The sequence below is a fragment of the Duganella sp. AC237 genome (genome assembly GCF_979254035.1).
In genome coordinates this window covers 6764227-6788173 of the sequence record NZ_CEEDEW010000003.1, presented here as the reverse complement: position 1 = coordinate 6788173, position 23947 = coordinate 6764227, and the positions used below count along the sequence as shown (strand labels likewise).

Below are 23947 nucleotides of genomic sequence, written 5' to 3'. Positions count from 1 at the left end.
GCTTGGTCCGACTTTGCTGCGCATCAATGCCCGCCGGGCACCGCCCGATAAACTTGATTCCTCAATGAAACAATTCAGTCCGCGGAGACCGCCATGCTCAGCCTCGATCCCTCACCCTATGCATCCACTGCGGAGACCGAGCCGGGCCACGCGTTGCCGCCGCAGCCCAAAACCCTGCGCGACACCGGCTTGCCGCAACAGCTCATTGTCGAGCTCATCGCCAAGGCCATCTACGTCGGCGGCCGCACCCATCTGCCGGTGCTCACCACCAAGCTGCACCTGTCGATCAACGTGCTGCGCGAGGCGCTCGACTTCCTGGTGGCCGAGCATGTGGCCGAGGTGGCGTGGCGCGGCGAATCCGACATCGACGTCCAGTACCAGTTGACGGCGGCCGGCAAGCAGCGCGCCAGCGGGTGGATGGAGCGTTGCCGCTACGTCGGCCCGGCGCCGGTCACCCTGGAGGCCTACCGCGCCATGGTCGAACGCCAGGCCGGCCACACGCCGCAGCTGTGCGCGGACGATCTGGCCGCCGAATTCTCCGACGATTTCCTGCCGCCGTCGGTGCAGCAGATGCTCGGCGCGGCCATGTACTCGGGCCGCACCATGCTGCTCTACGGCCCGTCGGGCGGCGGCAAGTCGACCCTGGCGCGCCGCCTCGGCGCCATGCAACAGGGCCTGGTCGCCGTGCCGCACGCGCTGATGGTGGGGCAGGACATCATCCAGGTCTACGATCCGGCGCTGCACCGCGCGCCGTTGTCGCGCCAGGTGCGCCAGGCGCCCGAGCGGCGCAGCAGCGATCCGCGCTGGGTGCTGTGCCAGCGGCCCGTGGTGGCGCTCGACGGCGACTTGAGCGAGGACATGCTCGACCCGCAGCCGGACACGCCCAACGGCTGCTACCGCGCGCCGCCCCAGCTGATGGCCAACAACGGCTTGCTGATCGTCGATGACCTGGGTCGCCAGCGCATGTCGTCCACCGATTTGTTCAACCGCTTCTCGCAGGCGCAGGAGCTGCAGCGCAGCCAGTTGTCGCTGGCGGGCGGCTACCATTTCAGCGCGCCGTGCCGGATGCGGCTCCTGTTCGCCACCAGCCAGGCGCCGGACGCGCTGCTCGACGCCTCGGCGCTGCGCCGCGTCGGCTACAAGATCGCGGTCGGCGCGCTGAGCGCGGCCAACTACCGCACGCTGTTCCGCCAGCGTTGCCTGAGCGTTGGCGTGGCGTACGACGAGCCGTCGCTGCGCTATCTGGTCGACGAACTGCACGCGGGCAGCGCCTTGCCGTTGCTGGCCAGCGGCCCGCAGGAGATCATCGGCCGCATCGTCGATTTCGCCGGCTTCAACGGCGAGTCGCCGCGCCTGACCGTCGCCACCATCGACCAGGCCTGGAGCAGCATGTTCGCCTGCGGCGAACGGCCGGCCGCCATCGACCGCGGCGACTCCGTTGACCAACTGGCCCAACACATCCTATGAAAAACCGGCGCGCACTGTGGATGATGGCGCTGGCCGTCATATTCGGACTGGGGGCGGTGCTGATGGCGTCGCGCTGGCTGCTGCGGCAGACGCCGACGACGGCCAACCGCATCGTGGTGGCCGCCGCCGATGTCAGCCTCGGTCAGCGGCTGACGCCGGAGATGATGAAGTCGCTCGACTGGCCGGCCGACAACCTGCCGCGCGGCGCGCTGACCGACGCGTCCAAGCTGGTGGGGCGCGTGCTCAAAACCAGCGTGCTGCGCGACGAACCATTGAGCGAAATGAAGCTGGCGCCAACCGGCACGGTGGGCGGGCTGTCGGCGCTGATCACCGAGGGCAAGCGTGCCATCACCGTGCGGGTCAACGACGTGGTGGGCGTGGCCGGCTTCGCGTTGCCGGGCAATTTCGTCGACATCCTCGTCAACACGCAGTCGTCGGGAAACGGCAACGAGAACGCCATCTCGAAGATCGTACTGGAACGGATACTGGTGCTGGCCGTCGCCCAGGAGGTGGGGCGCGACGAGACCAAGCCGCGCGTGGTCAACGCCGTCACGCTGGAAGTGACGCCTTCGCAGGCGGAGAACCTGGACCTGGCGCGCAGTGTCGGCACCTTGTCGCTGGTGCTGCGCAACCAGGTCGATCCGCGTCCGGGCATCACGGACGGCGCCACCAAGTCCTCGCTGCTCGGCATCGTCGCCAAGCCCGCCGAGCCGGCGCCGGAACCGGCGGTGGCGGCCAGGCCGCGCCCCCAGGTGGCGGCAGCCCCGCGCGCGCGCGCTTGTGTCGGCGTTATCGTCGGCACCCAGCGCACGCAGGAATGTCTGTGAGGATGCCATGAAAAATCCACTCCGCACCGCGACGCTGCTGGTACTGGCGGCGGCAACGCTCCCGCTGCAGGCGGCCACCCCGGCCTCCGATTCTCCTGCCGAAGGCCGGGGCTTGCGCTGTAGCGGCCAGGCCGCCGCGCCGGGCAGCATGACGCTGCAGTTGGGGAAGTCGACCTTGATGCGCATGCCCGAGCCGGTGCAGGCGCGCAGCGTCGGCAATCCGGCCGTGCTGCAGGCGATGCTGGTGGCGCCGGATACCCTGTACGTGGTCGGCGTCGATATCGGCACCAGCAACATGATCGTGCAGGGCCGCAGCGGCATGTGCAACGTGGTCGAAGTAGTGGTCGGCATCGATCCGTCGGCGCTGCAAGCGTCGATCGCCGCGCTGATGCCGGAGCAGAAAAACATCCACATCAGCGCGGCCGGCGACACGCTGGTCATCAGCGGCATGGTCGACGACGCGCAGACCGCCGCGCGCGTGCTGGATCTGGCGGCGGCGTTCGTGCGCCGGCCGGCGCAGCACTTGTCGGCCGCCGTCGCGGAAAAAGGCGCGCCGGCGCCGCCCGCCGAAGCCAGGGGCGGCGCCACGGCAGGCGGCACGCGCATCGTCAATTTCCTCAACGTCAGCGCGCCGCAGCAGGTCATGCTGGAGGTGAAGATCGCCGAAGTGTCCAAGACGCTGCTCGACAAGCTGGAGGCCGGGCTGCTGGTGAGCGTCGGCGGCGGCGGCTGGCAAACCACGCTGGCGGCGAACTTCTTCAGCGGCACGCTGAAAGGGATGCTGGGCATGGGCCGCCCGGACGGCAACCGTGTGGGCGTCGACGCGGACCGGAAGGAAGGCATGGTACGCATCCTGGCCGAGCCGACGGTGATGGCGATCAGCGGCCAGGAAGGCAGCTTTCTGGCCGGCGGCAAAATCTTCGTCCCGGTCGCGCAGGACAACAACAAGGTGACCCTGGAGGAGAAGGAGTTCGGCGTCGGCCTGCGCTTCACGCCGACGGTGCTGGCCGGCGGCCGCATCAACCTGCGGGTGGCGCCGGAAGTGTCGGAGATATCGCGCGAGGGCGTCGGCATCACTGCGGCCGGCTTCTCCGGCGGCGCCGTCCTGCCGCTGATCACGACGCGGCGCGCCTCCACCACGGTGGAGCTGTTCGACGGCCAGAGCTTCGCCATCGGTGGCCTGATCAAGAACAACCGCACCACCAATATCCACGGCCTGCCGATACTGGGCGAGATACCGGTGCTCGGTGCGCTGTTCCGCAGCACCGATTTCCAGCAGGACCGCACCGAATTGCTGTTTGTGGTCACACCGCATCTGGTCAAGCCGCTGCCGGCCGATTACAAGCTGCCGACCGACGGCGCCACCGCGCCAAGCCGCGCGCGACTCTTCCTCGGCGGGAAAATGGAAGGCGAGCCGCCGCCCGTGACTGCGCCGGCGCCATCGCCGACCACCGACAAACGTTAATCACCTCTTAGGAATCACTATGCGTATTTTATTCAGCATGCTGGCGGCATGCACCTTGGCCGCCTGCGTCAACACGCCGCTGGGCAAGACCACGCCGCAGTGGGACAGCCAGTTCGGCAGCAGCACCCGCACCGCGATGGCGCAGCAGATCATCGATCCCAACGCGCGTCGCAACGCCGACCCGGTGGCCGGCATGAACGGCAAGGCGGCGCACGGCGCCTACGAACGGTATCAGCGCACCTTCAGCGGCACCGCCCCGCAGGCGCCGACGTTCATGATCAGCAGCGACGCTAAATAAGGCCCGACCATGAAAGCACTGATGATCAGCAGGGACGCCCTGCTACACGCGGAAATCGCCGCACAGGGTTCGGCGCGCATGCCGGCGGTGCAGCTGGTGGCGTCGCGCAACGGCCTGCGCGACGCCGTCGAACGGCAGTTGCCGGAGTCGCCGGAGCTGGTGATCTTCGACGCCAGCGACGTCGAACCCGGCGAGGCCGACCTGGTCGAACGTCTCGGCAAGACCTATCCTTCGGCCTCGTTCATGCTGCTGACGCGCGAGCCGCAGCAGGATTTGCTGATCCGCGCGATGCGGGCCGGCATGCGCGAAGTGCTGCAGCTGCCGCTGGTGCACAAGGCCTTCCACGAGTCGATGGACCGCATCGAGGTGGCGGCCGGCGTGAGCCAGATGCGCGACGGCAAGGTGCTGGCCTTCATCTCCTGCAAGGGCGGCAGCGGCGCCACGTTCTTGTCGACCAATTTCGGCTACGCGCTGGCCGCGCTGGCCGACAAGAAGGTGCTGCTGATCGACCTGCATGGCCAGTTCGGCGACGCCACCTTGTACGTGTCGGACCAGAAGCCGGCGATGACCTTGTCCGACATCTGCGGCCAGATCAGCCGCATGGACGGCTCCTTCCTCGATTCCTGCCTGGTGCACGTGGCCTCGAACTTCGGCGTGCTGGCGGCCGCCGACGATCCCAACCACCTGGTCGACATGAAGCCGGAGCACATGGACACCATCCTGCGCGTGGCGCGCCAGCACTACGACTACATCGTGCTCGATGTCGGCCGCCAGATCGACGCCATTTCGTTGCGCGCGCTCGACCAGGCCGACGCCATCTACCCGGTGCTGCAACTGGCGCTGCCGGACATCCGCGACGGCCGCCGCCTGCTCGACATCTTCCGCTCGCTGGGCTATCCGAGCGAGCGCACCCGCCTGATCGTCAACCGCTACGAAAAAGGCGGCAAGCTGCGGCTGATGGACCTGGAACAGGCGCTGGGCGCGGAAGTGATGCACACGGTGCCCAACGATTACATGTCGGCCACCGACTCGGTCAACCAGGGCATACCGGTGCTGCAGCTGTCGCGCAGCAGCGCGGTGGCGCGCAGCCTGGCCGACCTGGTGGAACTGGTGACGGCGCGCCGCGTTTCCGAAAGCAAGGGCCTGTTCGACCGCCTGTTCGGGCGCACCGACAACGATTGATTTGCTGGAGCAGAAAATGAGCTTACGCGAGCGTTTGGCCAGCGGCGAGGACGGTCGGCAAGGCAGCAACGGTCCGCCCGGCCTGGCGGCGGCGGCCTACCAGGAACTGAAGAAGAGCATGCACCAGACGATCATGGACCGGATCGACCTGGAACGGTTGCAGCGGCTCACGCCGGAGCAGTTCAAGCACGAGCTGGCGCTGCTGGTCCAGCGCATCATCGAGGAGGAGCGCATCGTGCTGAACCAGCACGAGCGGCACAACCTGGTGCTCGACATCCAGCACGAGATGCTCGGTTTCGGCCCGCTCGAGCCGCTGCTGGCCGATCCCGGGGTGTCGGACATCCTGGTCAACACCCACGCCAAGGTGTATGTCGAGCGTTCCGGCCGGCTGGAGCTCACCAGCGTCACCTTCAACGACAACGCCCACCTGATGAAGATCATCGAGAAGATCGTCTCGCGGGTGGGCCGGCGGGTGGACGAATCGAGCCCGATGGTCGACGCCCGCCTGCCGGACGGCTCGCGCGTGAACGCCATCATCCCGCCGCTGGCGATCGATGGTCCCATCCTGTCGATCCGGCGCTTTTCGGTCAACCCGCTGACGATCGAAAACCTGCTCGACAACCGCAGCCTGACGCCGCCCATGGTGCAGGTGCTCAAGGCGCTGGGCCACGCCAAGATCAACATCCTGATCTCCGGCGGCACCGGCAGCGGCAAGACCACCATGCTCAATGTGCTGTCCGGGTTCATCCCGGCGTCCGAGCGCATCGTCACCATCGAGGACGCGGCCGAACTGCAAATGCGCCAGCCGCACGTGGTCCGGCTGGAGACGCGCCCGCCCAACATCGAGGGCAAGGGCGAGGTCAATCAGCGTTCGCTGGTGCGCAACGCGCTGCGGATGCGGCCCGACCGCATCATCCTCGGCGAAGTGCGCGGCGCCGAGGCGCTCGACATGCTGCAGGCGATGAACACCGGCCACGAAGGCTCGCTGGCCACGGTCCACTCGAACACCCCGCGCGACGCCCTGGCGCGGCTGGAGAACATGGTCAGCATGGCCGGCGTGAACCTGACCTCGCGCGCCACGCGCCAGCAGATCTGCGCCGCCGTGACGGTGGTGATGCAGGTCTCGCGGCTGACCGACGGCACGCGCAAGCTGGTCAGCCTGCAGGAGGTGACCGGCATGGAAGGGGAGGTGATCGCGATGCACGAGATCTTCCGCTACGAGCAAAAAGGCGTGGACGCCAACGGCAAGGTGCAGGGCGCCTTTTCCGCCACCGGCGTGCGGCCGCGCTTTGCCGAGCGGCTGCGCATGTTCGGCGTGCCGGTACCCGATTCCGTCTTCGATCCCGACCGGATCTACGAGTAAGCGCCATGGACGCCATCTTCTCCACCTTCGTGGTGCTGCTGTTCGCGGCCGTGATCTTGCTGGTCGAGGGCGCGTGGCTGTGGTGGTCCGGCGCCCACGGCAGCGGCGCGCGGCGCATCGCCAAACGCCTGCGGCTGATGGCCGAGCGGGGCGAGGGCGGCGTCGAACGGGTCGATATCCTCAAACGGCGCACCTACAGCCGCTGGCCGGCGCTGGAAAAGCAGCTGCGCCGCATCGCCCGTCTGGGGGCGCTCGACAATCTGCTGCTGCAGGCCGGCGTTCAATGGTCGGTGGCGCAATTTCTCGGCTGCTCGCTGGTGATGCTGGTGGCCGGCGTGGTGGCCGTGCGGGTGCTCGATATGCCGGTATTGGCGGCGTGGGGCGGGGTGGCGCTGTCGATGGCGGTGCCGTGGATACTGCTGATGCGCACGCGGCGCGAGCGCCTGTCCAAGCTGGAGGAGCAATTGCCGGAGGCGGCGGACTTTCTCGGCCGCGCGCTGCGCGCCGGCCACTCGTTCGCGAACGTGATGCAGATGGTGGGCGAGGAAATGCCGGAACCGATCGCCGGCGAGTTCAAATTCGCCTACGAGGAGATCAACTACGGCGTGCCGATGAACGAGGCGCTGCACAACCTGGCGGTGCGCGTGCCGCTGACCGACTTGCGATACCTGGTCATCGCGGTGCTGATACAGCGCGAATCCGGCGGCAACCTGGCCGAGGTGCTGGGCAATATCAGCCGCCTGATACGCGCCCGCCTGAAGCTGCTGGGGCAAGTGCGCGTGATGTCGGCCGAGGGCCGGATGTCGGCCTGGATACTGGGCATTCTGCCGCTGGCGGTGCTGTTGTTGATGTCGGTGTTGAATCCGGCCTATATCCGGGTTCTCTGGACCGATCCGATCGGCGTTCGACTAATGTGGTATTCGGGCGCCGTCGCGGTGGGCGGTATTTTATGGATGCGCAAACTGATACGCATCCGCATATAAGGAGCACGGCATGGACGGACAGCACATACTCTTTTTGGCGATCGTGTTCATCGTCGTCGTCGGCATCGCCATGCTGGCGTTGAAAATCTTTTCGCCGGTGCAGGTTCGCGAGCGGTTGACCGAGGTGGTCGAGCCGGAGCTCGCGATGCCGGAGGTGACCGGCGGCTGGGTCGAGAAGATGGCGCACGTGGCGCAGCCGTTTTCGCGCCTGTCGTTGCCGGAGGAGGGGTGGGAGCGCTCGCCATTGCGCACCCGCTTCATGAACGCCGGCTGGCGCAGCCCGTCGGCGCCGTCGCTGTACTTCGCCGCCAAGAGCCTACTGGCGTTGGGACTACCCGGCGTGACCGCGCTGCTGGCGATGACGATGCTGAGCGCCGTCCCGCAAAAGGGATTCCTGTTCCTGCTGCTGCTGGCGGCCAGCATCGGCTACTACCTGCCGAACTTCGTGTTGTCGCGCAGGGCCGCCGGCCGTTGCCGCGAGATCTTCGAGACCTTTCCCGACGCCCTGGACCTGTTGACCGTCTGCGTGGAGGCCGGCCTGAGTCTGGAGCGCGCGCTGGCCAAGGTGGCCGGCGAGATCCACATCAAGAGCGTGGCGCTGGCGCAGGAGCTGCAGCTGGTGCTGATGGAGATGCGGGCCGGCTTCAGCAAGGAGCGGGCGTTGCGCAACCTGGCGCTGCGCAGCGGCGTCGAGGATGTGGACACCCTGGTGGCGATGCTGATCCAGTCGGAGCGCTTCGGCACCAGCATGGGCGATTCGCTGCGCGTGCATTCGGATAATCTGCGCGGCAAGCGCAGCGTGCAGGCCGAGGAGGCGGCGGCGAAGATCGCGTTGAAGTTGTTGTTCCCGCTGATCTTCTGCATCTTCCCGACGCTGATGCTGGTGTTGATCGGCCCTGCGGGGATACAGATTTATCGCTCGGTGTTGCCAGGCATGGCGCGTTGACGGGAGGTTCGAAATGAAAAAATCACTACTGGCGACAGTCGCCGGCTTGTTGCTGATCGCATGCGGCGGCACGCGGACGCAGGCGCCGCCGATCCAGCCGCCACCGGCCGCGGCGCCGGCTGGCCGGGTCATCACGGCATTGGAGCGGGACTGCCTGTCCGATCCCATGGACGCGGCCAAATGGGAAGCGCTGGCGGCGGCGCTGGACGCGGACGGCCAGCGCGAGCGGGCGCGCACCATGTATGAGCAGGCGGCCACCTTGCGCGCGCACGATGTCCGGCGCGACTATGCGCTGCTGCGGGAAAAAGCCGTGGAACCGGCCGCGCCCGAGCCGGACCCTTTTGCGGCGATGCCGCGCACCCAGGTGCGGCAGCTCGGCGCCGCGTTGGTCGAGGTGCTGCGCGTCGCGCCAACGATCAGGGCGACGGCGATGCCGGTACCGGCGCCAGTTCCGGGCAAGCCGGCCAGTCCCACGGCGGCGATGCCGGCCTTGCCCGCGCCGGTGCGTCTTGAAATCAGCAACGGCAATGGCGTCAACGGCGCCGCCGCGCGGCTGGCGCGCTCGTTGAACGTGGACGGATTGAAGACCGTACGGCTGACGAATGTGAAGAACTTCGACGTGCCGGTCAGCCGCATCGAATACCAGCGCGAGCAGCAAGTGGTTGCGGAATCGCTGTCGGAGCGGCTGGGCCTGCCCCTGAAAGCGAAAAACGAAAAGTCGCCCCGCGCCGACATGCGCATCGTCATCGGACACGACGCCACAGCGGACGTCCGCTTCAAATAAAAAAACCGTCCGGGTGGAGATCATCCTCCCGGACGGAAAAAACACACCCATGTGTTTCCTGTTGCCGCTGGCGCTACACAAGCGCTTCAGCGCATTCCTTACTGCCAGCTCACGCTGCCCAAGCCGTTGGCGACGGACTTGCGATTGGTCGGGTTGCCATACACGGTGGCGGAACCGAGACCGCTCAATTTGAGATTGGCGGTGTTCCTCGCATAGACCGAGGCGCTGCCGAGGCCCGACATGTTGACGTCCACCGTTTCGGCGCGCAGCTGCTGCGCATCGAGGCTGCCGACGCCACCGAGGCTGGCGTTCAATTGCCTGGTCTGGCCGATCATCTCTATGCGGCCAGCACCGTTAAGATGCAGTTCGACGTTATCGCTGCTGCCGGTGTTGACGGTCATGCCGCCCACCCCGCCCAGCTTGACGTCGACATTGCGGTATTGCGCGTTGACCTTCACCGCGCCGGCGCCTTCCAATGCCAGGCGCAGGTTGTCGCCGCTGAATCCCGTCACTTCGGTGGCGCCCACGCCACCCGATACCAGCGCGCGCAGATTCGGCAAGGTCAGCTCGGCGCGTAAATCCTTTTTGCCGCCGATGTTGATGGTGTTGTTTTTGACGGTGCCGATGCGCAGCGTGTCGCCGGTCTGCTGCACCGTCACTTTTTTCAGCGCCTCCGGTTCACCGTACAAGGTCAGGGACGCCACCGCGCCCTGTTTGATCTTCAGACTGATGACGCCATCGAGATCGACGTTGACGGCGCGCGCATCGACACTGCGGCTCTCGCTGATGACGTCCGCGGCCAGCGCGGCGCTGGCGCCGCTGCACAACACCGTGGCCAGCATCGCGGCCTTCAGATATTTTTTCATGATGCGCTCCATCTTCGCCTGTGGGATTGCGGTGGTATTACAGTGCGGCTTTTTCGGCGGCGGTCAGGCGCTTGGCGGTGACCGTCACCACCGGCATGGCGCTGCTGTCGGCCTTGGCGATGAGCGCCGCCGTCGGCGCGGTGGCTGGCGCGGCGGCGCGCGTTGTCGGCACGGCGGCGGTGGCGAAGGACGTGGCGCCGGCGACGACGATGGCGGCGAGGAAGATGGCTTCCATGTTTTTTGCGATGTTCATTTTGAGCTCCTTGGGTTGAATAGTTCGTTGCGTTGAGTGAACTATAGACAAGGGCCATCCGGCCAGCCACCGGGATGTGACGAACTGCAAAAAGGAGGGGCCAGACTGCGATTTGGCGGCTAATTCGGCATTGGCGCGCCGCGATCGGGCGGCGGGATCAGCCGTTGTCGAGGCCCGCGCCGCACAGCAGGTCCTGGTGGCTGGCGTAGAGCTGCGTCAGCCAGGCGGAGACGGCCTTGAAGCGGGCGATCGATCCGGCGTCGCGATGGCTCAGCAGCCAGATGTCGCGCCGCACCTCGACCCCGGCGCCGATGCGGCGCAAGCCTTCGGGCTCGCCCATGATGCACGGCAGCAGCGCCATGCCGACCCCGGCGCGGCAGGCGCGCACCATCGTGCTCAGGCTGTTGACCTTGAGCACGCGGCGCGGCTGCGGCGCCATCGCCGCCAGCCATTGCATCTCGCCGGTGCCGGCCAGGGCGTCGTCGTAGGCGATCCACGGTTGCGTGCCCCAGCAGGCGCGCGGCGTGTCGGCGTAGCGGGGGTGGCCATAGACGGCGAAGCCCAGATCGCCCAGTTTGCGCATCACCAGCGCGGCGTCCTCGCCCGGCTTGCCCATGCGCAGGGCGAAGTCGGCCTCGCGCCGCGTGAACGACAGGTTCTGGTTCTCCGCCTGCAAGGTCAGCTGCAGATGCGGATGTTGCGCGTGCAATTCGGGCACGTGCTCCAGCAGCCAGTAGTCGAACAGGAAATCGATCGAGGTGATGTTGACCGGGCCGGCGGTGGCGTCGGCCTCCTGCGACGACGCTTGCAGCATGCTTTCCACATTGCCGTAGACGGTCTCGCCGTGCGCGACGAAGACCCGGCCGGCGTCGGTCAATTGGTAGCCGGTGTTGTCGCGGATGAACAGGCGCAGTTTCAGGGCTTTTTCGGCGGCGGCGATGCGGCGGCTGATGGTCGAGGCGTCCACGCCCAGCTGGCGCCCGGTGGCGCTCATGCTGCCGCTGCGGGCCAGCGCCAGGATCAGCGGAATGTCGTTCCAGTCGAAATCGTTACTGCTTGGCATCTGTGTCGGCGTAGGGGTGAAAGTGGGGGACTGTGCATTTCTGCAAAGCGGGCTTGCAAGGCTGTCTGTTCCACAAACGCGGCGTCGGGCCTAAGATTCATCCCATCGCAAGGCCAAACTTGCAAAGAATCGTAGCACAGACATTTATATCCTCATATTAACTAAAAGGAAGACCATCATGAACAACGCCGCTGAAACCACCACTGTCAACCTGTCCCGCCGCACCGCTTTGTTCAGCAGCGCCGGCGCCGCGGCGGCCGCTGTCGCCGCCGTCGCCGTGCCGCTGGCAACGATGACCGGCGCAGCCGAAGCCGCTCCCGTCGTCAAAGGCGGCCCGGTGGCGCACTCGGTGAGCACCATCACCACCCGCGACGGCGTCGAGATCTACTACAAGGATTGGGGTCCGCGCACCGGCCAACCGGTCGTGCTCAGCCACGGCTGGCCGCTGAACGCCGACAGCTGGGAATCGGCAGCCTTCCACCTGGCCAACAACGGCTTCCGCGTCATCACCCACGACCGCCGCGGCCACGGCCGTTCGAGCCAGCCATGGGACGGCAACGACATGGACCACTACGCCGACGACCTGGCGCAGCTGATCGAAAAGCTGGACCTGAAGAACGTCATCCTGGCCGGCTTTTCGACCGGCGGCGGCGAGGTGGCGCGTTACGTCGGCCGCCACGGCACCAAGCGCATCGCCAAGCTGGGCCTGATCTCGGCGGTGCCGCCGCTGATGCTCAAGACCGCCACCAACCCGGGCGGCCTGCCGATCGAAGTGTTCGACGGCATCCGTGCCGGTTCGGTCGCCAACCGCGCCCAGTTGTATATCGACATCGCCTCGGGCCCGTTCTTCGGCTTCAACCGTCCGGGCGCCAAGGTCTCGCAAGGGTTGATCAACTCGTGGACCGCGCAGGGCATGCAGGCCGGCCACAAGAACACCTACGATTCGATCAAGGCGTTCTCGGAGACCGATTTCCGTGAAGACCTGAAAAAGTTCGACAAGCCGACCCTGGTGATCCACGGCGACGACGACCAGATCGTGCCGATCGACGCCGCCGGCAAAGCCTCGGCCGCCATCGTCAAGCACGCCAAGCTGATCGTCTATCCCGGCGCGCCGCACGGGCTGACCGACACGCATAAAGAGAAGTTCAACGCTGACTTCCTGGCGTTCGCCAAGTCCTGATCGTGGCAAGGGGAGGGCCGCCGGTGGCGGTCCTCCAACACGGTACAAAAAATATTTATAAAAATCGCTTGCTATCGAATAGCGTGCGATATATAGTTCTCACATCGGCGGCGCAACAGCAAAGCAAGCAAGACAAGCATAGCGCCCTACTAAATCGTCAGTTATCTAAATAAATCAGGAGCCCATCATGAGCAAAGACACCCAAAACCAAGCAGTCAGCCTTTCCCGTCGTACCGCCCTGTTCAGCAGCGCCGGCGCCGCCGCAGCAGCCGTCGCGGCCGTTGCGGTGCCACTGGCGACGATGAGCGGCGCGGCGCAGGCCGCCCCTGTCGTCAAAGGCGGCCCGGTGGCGCAGTCGGTGAGCACCATCACCACCCGCGACGGCGTCGAGATCTATTACAAGGATTGGGGTCCGCGCACCGGCCAACCGGTCGTGCTCAGCCACGGCTGGCCACTGAACGCCGACAGCTGGGAATCGGCAGCTTTCCACTTGGCCAACAACGGCTTCCGCGTCATCACCCATGACCGCCGCGGCCACGGCCGCTCGAGCCAACCATGGGACGGCAACGACATGGACCACTACGCCGACGACCTGGCGCAACTGATCGAAAAGCTGGACCTGAAGAACATCATCCTGGCCGGCTTCTCGACCGGCGGCGGCGAGGTGGCGCGTTACGTCGGCCGCCACGGCACCAAGCGCATCGCCAAGCTGGGCTTGATCTCGGCGGTGCCGCCGCTGATGCTCAAGACCGCCACCAACCCGGGCGGCCTGCCGATCGAGGTATTCGACGGCATCCGTGCCGGTTCGGTCGCCAACCGCGCCCAGTTGTATATCGACATCGCCTCGGGTCCGTTCTTCGGCTTCAACCGTCCGGGCGCCAAGGTCTCGCAAGGCTTGATCAATTCGTGGACGGCGCAGGGCATGCAGGCCGGCCACAAGAACACCTACGATTCGATCAAGGCGTTCTCGGAAACCGACTTCCGTGAAGACCTGAAAAAGTTCGACAAGCCGACCCTGGTGATCCACGGCGACGACGACCAGATCGTGCCGATCGACGCCGCCGGCAAAGCCTCGGCCGCCATCGTCAAGCACGCCAAGCTGATCGTATACCCTGGCGCGCCGCACGGCCTGACCGACACGCATAAAGAGAAGTTCAACGCCGACTTCCTGGCGTTCGCCAAGTCCTGATCTGTTGCAAATCTGAGCACGGCGGACTTCGGGTGATCGAAGTCCGCCGTTGTGACGTTATACTCCGGCTAGACCACCGGAGTTTCGCATGAATGTCATGGCGTTTGCCGCAGGCTTGCTGCTGATTTGCGGACAGTCTTCCGCGCGCGAGTGCGTGATCCGGGTGGCCTATCCCGACCGCGAGCGGCCGCCCTATTACTTCGGCAACGGCTCGGTGGTGCCGGCGCCGGCGGGAGCGGGCGTCGATCTGCTCCGAATGGCCGTCCGCAGCGTCGGCTGCAGGCCCGAAATGCTCCGTTTGCCGAACGCGCGCATCAAGCTGGCGCTGCTCAATGGCAGCGCCGATCTGGCCCCGGTCGATCTGCGCGACGGCGAGCAGCCGTATTCCGCCCTGCCGATGCGGGAGGGCCAGCTGGACGCGCGGCGCGGCCTGCGCATGACGGCCGTCGTGTACGTGCGCACGGCCGACGGCTTGCCGCCCAACATCGATCCCCGCCACTATTTCAAGGGCCGCACCCTGGTCACCAACCAGGGTTCGCCGCTGGGCGAGCAGCTCAGGGCCGAAGGCTTCAAAGTCGACGACGGCTCGCTCGACACCTACAGCAATATGGACAAAGTGGCATTGCGGCGCGCCGACGGCTTCGCCTTCTCGATCGCCAACATCGCGGCGATGGACGCCGTCATCGCCGCCCGCTACGGCGCCAGCCTGACGCGGCTGCCGATACCGGTGCGCACCTCGACCTTGTGGCTGTCCGCCAGCACCGCCTACTTCGCGCGCAACAGCGATCAAATGGAGGCGTTGTGGAACTGGTGGGGCGAGAACTCGACGCGCAAGCTGGTCGAATTGCTCAAGAATTACCCCCGCCGAAGTGAACCCCCCAGCGGCGGGCGGCTTTAATCCTGCCGCCAATCAACTATAATAATCGCAACACTGCGCAGGCGCCACGCGCACGACGGTGTCCCATCCCCTTGAATAACCTGATGAAAACGGCCCTTCGTTGAAGATCGCGATCGATTTCGCGCGTCGCATCGCGACCTTTGCCCCGACCTGGCCGCGCCGGGCGCTGGTGTCGGGTGCGCTCGTGCTGTCGCAGGCGGCTGTCGCCGCCGTGCCGGCGCTGGTCAATTACGCCCATACCGCCTGGAATGGACAGCGCGGCGCGCCCGCCGACGTGCTGCAGTTCACGCAAACCCTGGACGGCTGGCTGTGGATCAGTTCGCCCAGCGGGCTGTTCCGCTTCGACGGGGTCGATTTCGAGCGCATGGACCGCGTGCAAGGCCACCCCGTACACACCAACAACACGCTCGGATTGCTGACCACGCGCGACGGCCGACTGTGGGTGGGCGGGCGCTTCGGCGGCATCAGCGTGTTCGGCGCCAATGGCGCGCGCCTGTACACCGAGGCCGACGGCTTGCCGCCGGGCGCGATCTTCACCATGACGGAAGGGCCCGACGGCAGCGTGTGGGCCGCGACCAGGACCGGCCTGGCGCATCTGGCGCCCGGCGCGACGCGTTTTCGCCGGATCGGCGCACCGGAGGGCCTGCCGGAAAAACACGCCCGGCAAGTCTTGTATGGCCGCGACGGCCGCCAGTGGGTCTCGGTCGAGGGCGGGATTTACTACCGCGATCCGGGCCAGACGCGCTACCGGCGCGCCTGGCCGCATATCGACCTGATGGCGATGGCCGAGGCGCCGGACGGCACCTTGTGGGGCTCGGACGGCGTCGACAAGCACTACCGCGTGTTGTCCGCGCCGCCGCCGGGCAATCCGGCGCCGCGCGCGGAACTGGGCGGCAACGGCGCGCTGTTCGACCGCGACGGCAATATGTGGATACTGAAGGTGAACGCGCTCGAACGCCGCCAGGCCCCTTACGTGGGCAAGGGCGCCGACGCGCGCCAGATGACCCGGGCCAACGGCATGAGCGGCCCGCTGCCGCAAACGGCGTTCGAGGACCGCGAGGGCAATCTGTGGATCGGCACCTCCGCCGGACTGGATCGCTTGCGGCGCACCCGCTTGCGCGCCGTGCCGGTGGCCACCGCGTTCGACCGCCCCGGCGTGATCGCCGACGAGGGTGGCAGTGTCATCATCGGCGACTGGCGCCATCCGCCGCGCCGCTACGACGCCGCCGGTCCCCGCGAGCAGGTGGGGCGGTTCTGGCTCAGCGGCGCCTATCGCGCCCCCGACGGCGGCCTGTGGCTGGCCAACGACGTCGAACGCTGGCACCGCGACGCCTCCGGGGTGCTCACGCGGCTGCCGTATCCGGCGCATCTGGCCGGCCACGACGCCCAGGCGATGACGATCGACGCCCGGGGCCGCATGTGGATTTCGCTGTCGCGCCAGGGCTTGTTCACCATCGACGGCGGGACCTGGCGCAAGGACGACGGCCTGTCCGGCCTGCCGGGCGAGCTGGCGCTGGCGCTGGCGACCGACGGTGGCGGACGCGTATGGGCAAGCTACCTGCAGAACCGGATCGCCGTGATCGACGGCCAACGGACGCGGGTGTTCGGCGCGGCCGACGGCCTCCGGCTGGGCAATGTTCAATCGCTGCTGGTGGACGGCGCGCGCGTCTGGGCCGGCGGCCAGAACGGGCTGGCGTGGTACGACGGCCAGCGCTGGCATGGCGCGACGCCGGCCGGCGGGCGCCAATTGCGCGGCATCTCCGGCATGGTGCGCACCGCCGACGGCGAACTGTGGCTGTACGGTTCCGAGGGCATCAGCCGCGTCGCCGCCGGCGATGTCGCGCGCCTGCTGCGCGAGCCGGACTGGCCGCTGCCTTACGAGCGCTTCGACGCGCTCGACGGCCTGGTCGGCGGCGCCGAGCAGTTGCGCCCCTTGCCGTCGATGGCGCAAGGCAGCGACGGCCGGCTGTGGTTCGCCACCGCCAGCGAGGTGGCCAGCCTCGATCCCGCCGCCATCGCGCGCAATCCGCTGGCGCCGCCGGTGCAGGTGCTGTCGTTGCGCTCGGGCGACCTGAGTTATCCCGTCACCCCGTCCCTGCATGAGGTGCGGCTGCCGACCGGACGGCGCGACCTGCGCATCGCCTACACCGCGCTGGCGCTGGCGCTGCCCGAGCGGGTGCGCTTCCGCTACAAGCTCGAAGGCTACGATACGGACTGGCAGGAAGCCGGCATGCGCCGCGAAGCGGTCTACACCAACCTCGGCCCGGGCGGCTACCGCTTCCGCGTGATCGCCGCCAACGAGGATGGCGTTTGGAACGAGACCGGCGCGACGCTGGCGCTGACGTTGCCGCCGCGTTTCGTCGAGACCGACTGGTTCAAGGTGCTGATGGTGCTGCTGGCGGCGCTGTTGCTGGGCGGCTTGTACCGGCTGCGCGTGCGGCATCTGACGGCGCGCATGCGCGACCGCATGCAGCAGCGCCTGGCCGAGCGCGAGCGCATCGCGCGCGGCCTGCACGACACCGTGCTGCAAAGCGTGCAGGGCTTGATCATGCTGTTCCACCAGCAGGCGCGCAGCCTGCCGATCAGCGCCGAGGAGCGCTGCAAGCTCGAACAAACCCTGGACCTGGCCGATGCATTAATGGCCGAAGGGCGCGACTGTATCGCCGACCTGCGCAGCGCCGGCGAACGCGGCGAGCTGGGCCAGGTGCTGGCGCAATACGGCCACGTGCTGCTGCAGCAGCGTTTCAGCGCGACCATCCACGGCACGCCGCGCGCGCTCTGTCCACGGCTGCGCGACGAGGTGCAGGCGATCGCGCGCGAAGCCTTGTTCAACGCGTCGCGCCACGCCCAGGCCAACAAGGTGCAGCTGGTCGTCGACTACCGTGCCGACGGCCTGTCGGTGCTGGTGCGCGACGACGGCTGCGGCATGTCGGAGGCCATGTCGTGCGGAACGGGCCGGCCCCAACACTACGGCATCGTCGGCATGGGCGAGCGCGCCAGGAATGTCGGCGCGCGCTACAAGCTGGTCTCGGCGCCGGGCGAGGGCACCGTCATGCACCTGGACATCCCGGCCGAATACGCTTACGCCGGCGGCCGCTCGGCGGCGCTGTTCGCCCGCTTGCGGCAGCGCCGCCGCCACCAGGCGAAGGCCGCTTAGCGGGCGCTAGCTCGAAAGAGCTAGCGCGTCCGCGCTCTTCATGGCGATGGCGGCGGCGACGCGCCACGGTACGCTTTGGCTGGCATGTTCATCGTGCCCACCATTGATACCCGAAGAGAGGAAAGCATGACCAACCACACCAATCCCGACCAGCGCCGCCGCAATGTGCTGATGAGCGCAGCCACCGCCGCCGCCGCCGCCGGCACCGCCGCCGCCGGCGTCTCGCTCAACGCCTCGGCCGCCACGCCATCGACACCGCAGACCCGCAAAGTCTCGACGCTGACCACCCGCGATGGCGTCGAGCTGTACTACAAGGATTGGGGGCCGAAGAATGGCCAGCCGGTCGTCTTCAGCCACGGTTGGCCGCTCAATTCGGACAGCTGGGAATCGCAAATGCTCTTCCTGGCCGACCGCGGCTACCGCTGCATCGCCCACGACCGCCGTGGCCACGGCCGCTCGAGCCAGCCTTGGGACGGCAACGACATGGACCACTACGCCGACGACCTGGCCCAGGTGATCGAGGCGCTGGACCTGAAGAACGCGGTGCTGGTGGGCTTTTCCACCGGTGGCGGCGAGGTGGCGCGCTACGTCGGCCGCCACGGCACCAAACGCGTCGCCGGCCTGGCGCTGGTGTCGGCCGTGCCGCCGCTGATGCTCAAGAAGGCCGATTATCCGGGCGGCCTGCCGATCGAGGTGTTCGACGGCATCCGCGCCGGCTCGACCGCCAACCGCGCCCAGCTGTATATCGACATCGCCTCGGGCCCGTTCTTCGGCTTCAATCGTCCGGGCGCCAAGGTATCGCAAGGGTTGATCAATTCGTGGACGGCGCAGGGCATGCAGGCCGGCCACAAGAACACCTACGACTCGATCAAGGCGTTCTCGGAGACCGACTTCCGTGACGACCTGAAAAAGTTCGACAAGCCGACCCTGATCATCCACGGCGACGACGACCAGATCGTGCCGATCGACGCCTCCGGCAAAGCCGCCGCCGCGATCGTCAAGCACGCCAAGCTGCTGGTGTATCCGGGCGCGCCGCACGGCCTGACCGATACCCACAAAGACCGCGTCAACAATGACCTGCTGGCCTTCATCAAGGGCTAAGCCGGCGGGCCGGCGCTGGTGGCTAGAGGGAGATGATCCCGCGCTTGACCGCGATGGCGACCGCGTGGGTGCGGTCGTGCGCGTCGAGCTTGGCGAGGATGGTGCGGATATGGGCTTTGACGGTGTCCTCGGCGATGCCGAGGTGCACGCCAATTTGCTTGTTGCCGTTGCCGGCCGCCGCGCTCGACAGCACCGCCATCTCCCGCTCGCTCAGGTTCGGCTGGCCCAGCCGTTCGACCAGGGTGCGCGCCACGTCGGCCGGGATCCAGCGGTGGCCGGCATGCACCGCGCGGATCGCGTCGATCAAGTCCTTGCGCAGGCTGTGTTTCATCAGGAAGCCGGCCGCGCCCAGTTCGAGCGCACGGCGCATCTGGTGGTCGCCGCTCAGCGTGGTCAGCATGATCACGCGGGCGTGGCCGTTGCGCTGCCGCAGCGCTTCGAGCGCCTGCAGGCCGTCCAGCCCGGGCATGGCGATGTCCATGATCGTCAGGTCCGGCCGCAAGGCTTCGAACGTCTCCACCACGCGGGCGCCGTCGTCGAGTTCGCCCACCACCTGCAAATCGGGCTGGTTGGCGATGGTGTCGGCCAGACCCGCCAGGATCATCGGATGGTCGTCGACGAGGAGGATGCGGACTGGCTTGCTGCTTGGTTCGGTACTGCTCGACACGTGTACTCCGTGGGTTGGCGAGTGGGCTGCGCGCAGTGTAATACAAGTTGTACAACAGCGGCAATCGACGACCAGTCGTTGCTCTGCGCAATATAACCAGAAGTAACTTTCGGCATCACACCAATTTACTCACCAAGGAAACATGATGAAATCAATCGCTAAAATCGCTACTGTGGCCGCCTCGCTGGCGGTGTTCTGCCTGCAAGCCCAGGCGCAATCGCCGGCCGCCGCCCACGACCACGTGTCGGCCGCGCCGCTGGGCGCCCCCAAGTTCGACGCCAAGGGCATCGCCCGCACCGAAACCGTGCGCAGCCAGTTCGACAGCACGCGCGAGGCGATCCAGGTGCGCGTCGATTTCGCCAAGGGCGCGTCGTTCCCGAAACACTCCCACCCGGGTGTCGAGATCGCCTACGTGCTGACCGGCGCCATCGAATATGAACTGGAAGGCAAGGTCGTTCGCCTCAAGGCCGGCGAGTCGATCTACATCCCTGCCGGCGCGGTGCACTCGGCGAAGAACATCGACACCGGCACCACGTCGGAACTGGCCACCTATCTGGTGGAAAAGAACAAGCCGATCGTCATTCTCGACAAGTAAGATCGTTGGGGCTGGAGTGCCGGCAGAACTTTCATGGTGAAATGCTAAGAAGTGGCGGAAAGTAGTAGAATCGCGCCAATTTCCACTGACCGCGAGAGCCCCCTTGATCGACAGCCCACCGGTGCGCGCCCTGCGCGCCGCCTTGTACCGCAGCATGGAACGCCCCGAGCATGGCGACCAGGACCTGCAAGGCTGGCGCAATCGGCTGCTGAACGGCTTGTGCGCCGCCGCCTTCTGGCTTGGCCTGCTGGCCCTGGTGCCCAGCATGTGGGCGGCGGCGCAGCAAGGCCGCTTGCCGCTGGTGGCGACCGACATCGTCGCGCTCACCGGCGTCGGTTGGCTGAATTATCGGCGGGATATCGCCTATCAGGTGCGGGCCGGCGCACTGCTGGGCATCGTTTATCTGATCGCCGTGGTGCTGCTGTTTTCCCTCGGACCGCTGTCGCAGATCTATTTGATGGCGGTGCCGGTGCTGTGCACGGTGCTGGTGGGCAGCAGGGCCGCCCTGCTGGCGCTCGCGTGGTGCGGCGCAACCCTTTTTATGGCCGGCTACTGCGGCGGGATAGAACCGGGCTTGGCCGTCGTGAAGGTCGGGCCGCTGGCGCACTGGCTCATCCTGAGCATCAATTTCCTGCTGGTCGCCGCCGTGCTGACGGTATCGTGCACCTATCTGCTGCACGGGCTGGACGGCGCCCTGGCGCGCCAGCGCGTCATCCATACCCGCAGCCACGACAATGAAATCCGCTACCGGCAAGTGCTGGAGGCGCAGATCGCCACCCTGCATGCGCGCGAGGCTGACTTGCGCGCCTCGCAGGCGAGCCAGGCCGAATCGCTGGCGGCGCAGCGGGCGGCCGAAGTGTCGAACCAGCTCAAGAGCGATTTCCTGGCGATGATCAGCCACGAGGTGCGCACGCCGCTGGGCGGCGTCATCGGCATGTTGCGTTCGGCCATGAAGGATGCGGGCGTAGCGCCCAACACCCGCGACAAGCTGCGCCTGAGCCTGAGCAACGCCGAGGTGCTGCTGCAAATCATCAACGACATCCTCGACTTCTCGCGCCTGGAGGCCGGCAAGATGCCGCTGGAGGTGCTGGACTTCGACCTCGCCGGCCTGCTCCACGACGTGGTGGGCCTGCTGGCCGAGCGCGCCGAGGCCAAGGGCGTGTCGCTCATCGCCGAGTTCGCCCCCGGAATGCCGGCCTGGTGGCGCGGCGATCCGACGCGGCTGCGGCAGGTGGTCGTCAACCTGGTGGGCAACGGCGTCAAGTTCACCGAGCGCGGCGAAGTGCGCGTGAGCGTGGCGGAGGACGGCGATCAAGGCATCGTCCTGACCGTGCGCGACACCGGCATCGGCATCGAAGCCGAGGCGCTCGGCCGGCTGTTCCAGAAGTTCGAGCAGGCCGACGCCGCCACGTCGCGCAAATACGGCGGCGCCGGATTGGGCCTGGCCATCTGCAAGAACATCGTCGGCGCCATGGGCGGACGCATCGACGCGAGCAGCGAACCCGGCGTCGGCAGTGTGTTCCGCGTACATCTGCCGCTGGAGCGCGGCGCGCCGGTGACCGCGCTCGTTGAGGAGGCGCGCCGCCCGCACGCCGCCCGCCTGGCCGTGCTGTGCGCCGAGGACGGCAGCACCAATCAGGTGATCTTGACGGAACTGGTGAGCAACATGGGCCACACCCTCACCATCGTCGAGGACGGTTTGGCGGCGCTGGAGGAACTGGCCGCGCGCGATTACGACCTGGTGATCATGGACGGCCGCATGCCGCGCATGGACGGCAGGGCCGCCTTGCAGCGCCTGCGCGCCGGACTGGACGGCGTGCGCGACGCCGCCGTGCCGGTGATCGCGCTGACGGCCAACGCGACGGCGGAGGAGCGGCAACGCTTCCTGGCGGCCGGCGCCAGCGGCTTCCTCGCCAAGCCTATCGATGAAATCGCTTTGCACACGGAGATCGCCCGCCAGCTGGAAAAATTGCTGGCGAACGGCAGGCCTTTGATCGGCGAGCAGCGCGCCATGGCGGCGGGCGCGCCGGCGTTGAGTGAGTTGGACGATATGTTTGGCGTGGCGGAGTTGCCGGCCGCCGGGGCGCGTTCGGCGGAGGTGGATGCCAAGTTGCAGCGCGCCATGCGCTCGGCGTTTATGATCGAAGGGCCGCGGCTGTTGACGGCTGCGTGGCAGGGGTTGGACGAGGGCGATGGTGCCGCGGTTGCGCTGGCCGTGCACAGCTTGATGGGCGGCGCCGCGTTTCTCGGCGCGGATGCGTTGCGTGCGCGCTGCGCCCGTATCGAGCAACTGGCCGACGCCGGCGAGTTGGACGCGGTGAGGCCGCAGCTCGCGACGCTTACGCTGGAGCTGGCCGAGACGTTGGCGGAAATGGAGCCGGGAACGGCGCCGCCGTCTGCCGCAGCAGCGGTTGCGCCGCACAGTCAGTGCGCTTGAATCTGGGATTGGCGTTTCTTCATCCATATGTCGCGGACTAACGCTTACTCGTCAGCCGATGCTTGTGTGTAGCATCTGGTACTAAAGGTCGTTTTGTAATTGCGGTTCAAGCTGGCGTTCTGAGCGTGCGCAACAAGCCGGGGTAATTCGAGACGAAGTATGCGATTTATGGAGGTGATCTTGGCGACGCTCATGCGCCCACCCAAATAATGTACAGGTCGCGTTTTACGTCCGTGGCCGTGCAGCCAAGAAGATGTTTGACGCAATGGGGCCGGATAGAAAAAGCGAGTGCGGAATCTAGAAGGACGGCCGGGTTCGTCAAAAAGAACACGTGTCCTGCGTCTACCGTCCATCTGACGGCTACCAATGCGACTTTGGTTTCGATCTTCGTTCCGGCAAAAGGATTGGCCGCTCAATTTGCTGAACGGCGGAACGCTTGATGAAATTGCATCGGCCCACGCTCTTGTAGTGTGTAACGTTACAGGCTACAATCAAAGATGATAAAAACTTTTCAGCACAAAGGACTGAGGGCTTTTTTCGAGACCGGAAGCACGGCGGGCATTCAGGCCATCCATGCGCCGAGACTGGGGCGGATGCTGCGTCGCTTAAACGAGACCGATTCGCCGCAAGGGATCTCGTCGACTATCATGACTATCATTAGGAAATACCATGGCACGCATGTTCAATCCACCACATCCGGGACTGACTTTACGTGATGACGTGCTACCGGCGCTAGGACTGTCGGTGACTGAAGCCGCGCAGCAATTGGACGTCAATCGCGTTACGTTGTCGCGAGTCCTGAATGGTCATGCCGCCATTTCGCCGGAGATGGCTTTGCGTATCGAGGCATGGCTGGGAAAAGAGCGCGGCGGCGAAGCTCGTCTGTGGCTTGCTGAGCAAAGCGCGTACGATTTGTGGCAAGCCGAACAGCGCTTCGCTAAGACTCCATTGCAAGTCCAACCCGCACCTTTGGCCGCTTGAGCCCGCCAGTGACATGTCGCTGGCGGACCTTTTTACTTGCTACCCGTTAGAAGCAGCAGGAGAGCATCTTCACGCAGCACTCCAGACTGACGCAGCAGTCCATGGCGGTTGCCGCATAGGCTCCAGCCGAGGCCAGCAGAATTGCCGTCACGGCGCTTGCTTTGATGATGATTGATTTCATGGTGTTTCCTTTATTAGCTAGAAGTTGGTCGTGACATCACTTCGGCGGGCTAATCAGGCGGACA

Annotated in this window: 22 protein-coding genes; 17 read left to right on the top strand and 5 right to left on the bottom strand. The window is 66.5% G+C overall.

The window, feature by feature from the left end; translation table 11 throughout:
• Positions 1 to 93: 93 nt before the first annotated feature.
• The 9 genes from AC0IYS_RS29945 to AC0IYS_RS29905 are packed head-to-tail and all read left to right on the top strand — an operon-like array spanning position 94 to position 9315.
• Complete coding sequence (locus AC0IYS_RS29945) at positions 94 to 1467, top strand: P-loop NTPase family protein (protein WP_471708591.1); 1374 nt, start codon at positions 94 to 96, stop codon at positions 1465 to 1467.
• Positions 1464 to 2294: a Flp pilus assembly protein CpaB gene (gene cpaB / locus AC0IYS_RS29940; protein ID WP_471708590.1), complete on the top strand. Its 831-nt coding sequence runs from the start codon at positions 1464 to 1466 to the stop codon at positions 2292 to 2294. The genes AC0IYS_RS29945 and cpaB overlap by 4 nt, the downstream gene beginning before the upstream one ends.
• A gap of 7 nt (positions 2295 to 2301) precedes the next feature.
• Positions 2302 to 3759, top strand: coding sequence for a type II and III secretion system protein family protein (locus AC0IYS_RS29935; protein ID WP_471708589.1), 1458 nt, complete (start codon positions 2302 to 2304; stop codon positions 3757 to 3759).
• A gap of 19 nt (positions 3760 to 3778) precedes the next feature.
• Positions 3779 to 4057: a hypothetical protein gene (locus AC0IYS_RS29930; protein ID WP_471708588.1), complete on the top strand. Its 279-nt coding sequence runs from the start codon at positions 3779 to 3781 to the stop codon at positions 4055 to 4057.
• 9 nt (positions 4058 to 4066) lie between these two features.
• Positions 4067 to 5239 (top strand): AAA family ATPase, encoded by a 1173-nt coding sequence (locus AC0IYS_RS29925; protein ID WP_471708587.1) that lies wholly within the window; start codon positions 4067 to 4069, stop codon positions 5237 to 5239.
• A gap of 16 nt (positions 5240 to 5255) precedes the next feature.
• Complete coding sequence (locus AC0IYS_RS29920; protein WP_315222002.1) at positions 5256 to 6602, top strand: CpaF family protein; 1347 nt, start codon at positions 5256 to 5258, stop codon at positions 6600 to 6602.
• A gap of 5 nt (positions 6603 to 6607) precedes the next feature.
• Positions 6608 to 7585, top strand: a complete 978-nt coding sequence (locus AC0IYS_RS29915) for a type II secretion system F family protein (RefSeq protein WP_471708585.1) — start codon at positions 6608 to 6610, stop codon at positions 7583 to 7585.
• Between the two features lie 10 nt (positions 7586 to 7595).
• Positions 7596 to 8531 (top strand): type II secretion system F family protein, encoded by a 936-nt coding sequence (locus AC0IYS_RS29910; RefSeq protein ID WP_471708583.1) that lies wholly within the window; start codon positions 7596 to 7598, stop codon positions 8529 to 8531.
• Between the two features lie 13 nt (positions 8532 to 8544).
• A complete protein-coding gene (locus tag AC0IYS_RS29905) occupies positions 8545 to 9315 on the top strand; it encodes a LytR C-terminal domain-containing protein (RefSeq protein ID WP_471708582.1) in 771 nt (256 codons plus the stop codon).
• Positions 9316 to 9413: 98 nt separating this feature from the next.
• Here AC0IYS_RS29905 and AC0IYS_RS29900 read toward each other — a convergent pair whose 3' ends face one another.
• The 3 genes from AC0IYS_RS29900 to AC0IYS_RS29890 form a co-directional block, all read right to left on the bottom strand.
• On the bottom strand, positions 9414 to 10181 hold the full coding sequence (locus tag AC0IYS_RS29900; RefSeq protein ID WP_471708581.1) for a GIN domain-containing protein: 768 nt from the start codon (positions 10179 to 10181) through the stop codon (positions 9414 to 9416).
• Between the two features lie 37 nt (positions 10182 to 10218).
• A complete protein-coding gene (locus AC0IYS_RS29895; protein ID WP_471708579.1) occupies positions 10219 to 10434 on the bottom strand; it encodes a hypothetical protein in 216 nt (71 codons plus the stop codon).
• Positions 10435 to 10591: 157 nt separating this feature from the next.
• A complete protein-coding gene (locus tag AC0IYS_RS29890; RefSeq protein ID WP_471708578.1) occupies positions 10592 to 11497 on the bottom strand; it encodes a LysR family transcriptional regulator in 906 nt (301 codons plus the stop codon).
• Between the two features lie 178 nt (positions 11498 to 11675).
• Between AC0IYS_RS29890 and AC0IYS_RS29885 the strand changes: the two genes are divergently transcribed.
• The 5 genes from AC0IYS_RS29885 (at position 11676) to AC0IYS_RS29865 (ending at position 19022) form a co-directional block, all read left to right on the top strand.
• Entirely contained in the window at positions 11676 to 12677 is a 1002-nt protein-coding gene (locus AC0IYS_RS29885) for an alpha/beta fold hydrolase (RefSeq protein WP_471708577.1), read from the top strand.
• Between the two features lie 187 nt (positions 12678 to 12864).
• The gene (locus AC0IYS_RS29880) at positions 12865 to 13866 is read left to right on the top strand and encodes an alpha/beta fold hydrolase (RefSeq protein WP_471708576.1); all 1002 of its coding nucleotides are present in this window, start codon (positions 12865 to 12867) and stop codon (positions 13864 to 13866) included.
• A gap of 88 nt (positions 13867 to 13954) precedes the next feature.
• The gene (locus AC0IYS_RS29875) at positions 13955 to 14764 is read left to right on the top strand and encodes a hypothetical protein (protein ID WP_471708575.1); all 810 of its coding nucleotides are present in this window, start codon (positions 13955 to 13957) and stop codon (positions 14762 to 14764) included.
• Between the two features lie 100 nt (positions 14765 to 14864).
• A complete protein-coding gene (locus tag AC0IYS_RS29870) occupies positions 14865 to 17921 on the top strand; it encodes a sensor histidine kinase (protein ID WP_471708574.1) in 3057 nt (1018 codons plus the stop codon).
• A gap of 126 nt (positions 17922 to 18047) precedes the next feature.
• A complete protein-coding gene (locus tag AC0IYS_RS29865) occupies positions 18048 to 19022 on the top strand; it encodes an alpha/beta fold hydrolase (RefSeq protein WP_471708573.1) in 975 nt (324 codons plus the stop codon).
• Between the two features lie 22 nt (positions 19023 to 19044).
• Here AC0IYS_RS29865 and AC0IYS_RS29860 read toward each other — a convergent pair whose 3' ends face one another.
• A complete protein-coding gene (locus AC0IYS_RS29860) occupies positions 19045 to 19689 on the bottom strand; it encodes a response regulator transcription factor (RefSeq protein ID WP_471708572.1) in 645 nt (214 codons plus the stop codon).
• Positions 19690 to 19834: 145 nt separating this feature from the next.
• On the opposite strand from AC0IYS_RS29860, the gene AC0IYS_RS29855 reads away from it, so the two are divergent.
• From AC0IYS_RS29855 to AC0IYS_RS29845, 3 genes are all read left to right on the top strand, one after another.
• Positions 19835 to 20284 (top strand): cupin domain-containing protein, encoded by a 450-nt coding sequence (locus AC0IYS_RS29855; protein ID WP_471708571.1) that lies wholly within the window; start codon positions 19835 to 19837, stop codon positions 20282 to 20284.
• 103 nt (positions 20285 to 20387) lie between these two features.
• Positions 20388 to 22721, top strand: coding sequence for an ATP-binding protein (locus tag AC0IYS_RS29850; RefSeq protein WP_471708570.1), 2334 nt, complete (start codon positions 20388 to 20390; stop codon positions 22719 to 22721).
• Positions 22722 to 23390: 669 nt separating this feature from the next.
• The gene (locus tag AC0IYS_RS29845; RefSeq protein ID WP_471708569.1) at positions 23391 to 23702 is read left to right on the top strand and encodes a HigA family addiction module antitoxin; all 312 of its coding nucleotides are present in this window, start codon (positions 23391 to 23393) and stop codon (positions 23700 to 23702) included.
• 46 nt (positions 23703 to 23748) lie between these two features.
• Here the strand turns inward: AC0IYS_RS29845 and AC0IYS_RS29840 are convergent, their stop codons facing one another.
• On the bottom strand, positions 23749 to 23883 hold the full coding sequence (locus AC0IYS_RS29840) for a hypothetical protein (RefSeq protein WP_471708568.1): 135 nt from the start codon (positions 23881 to 23883) through the stop codon (positions 23749 to 23751).
• Positions 23884 to 23947: the final 64 nt, after the last annotated feature.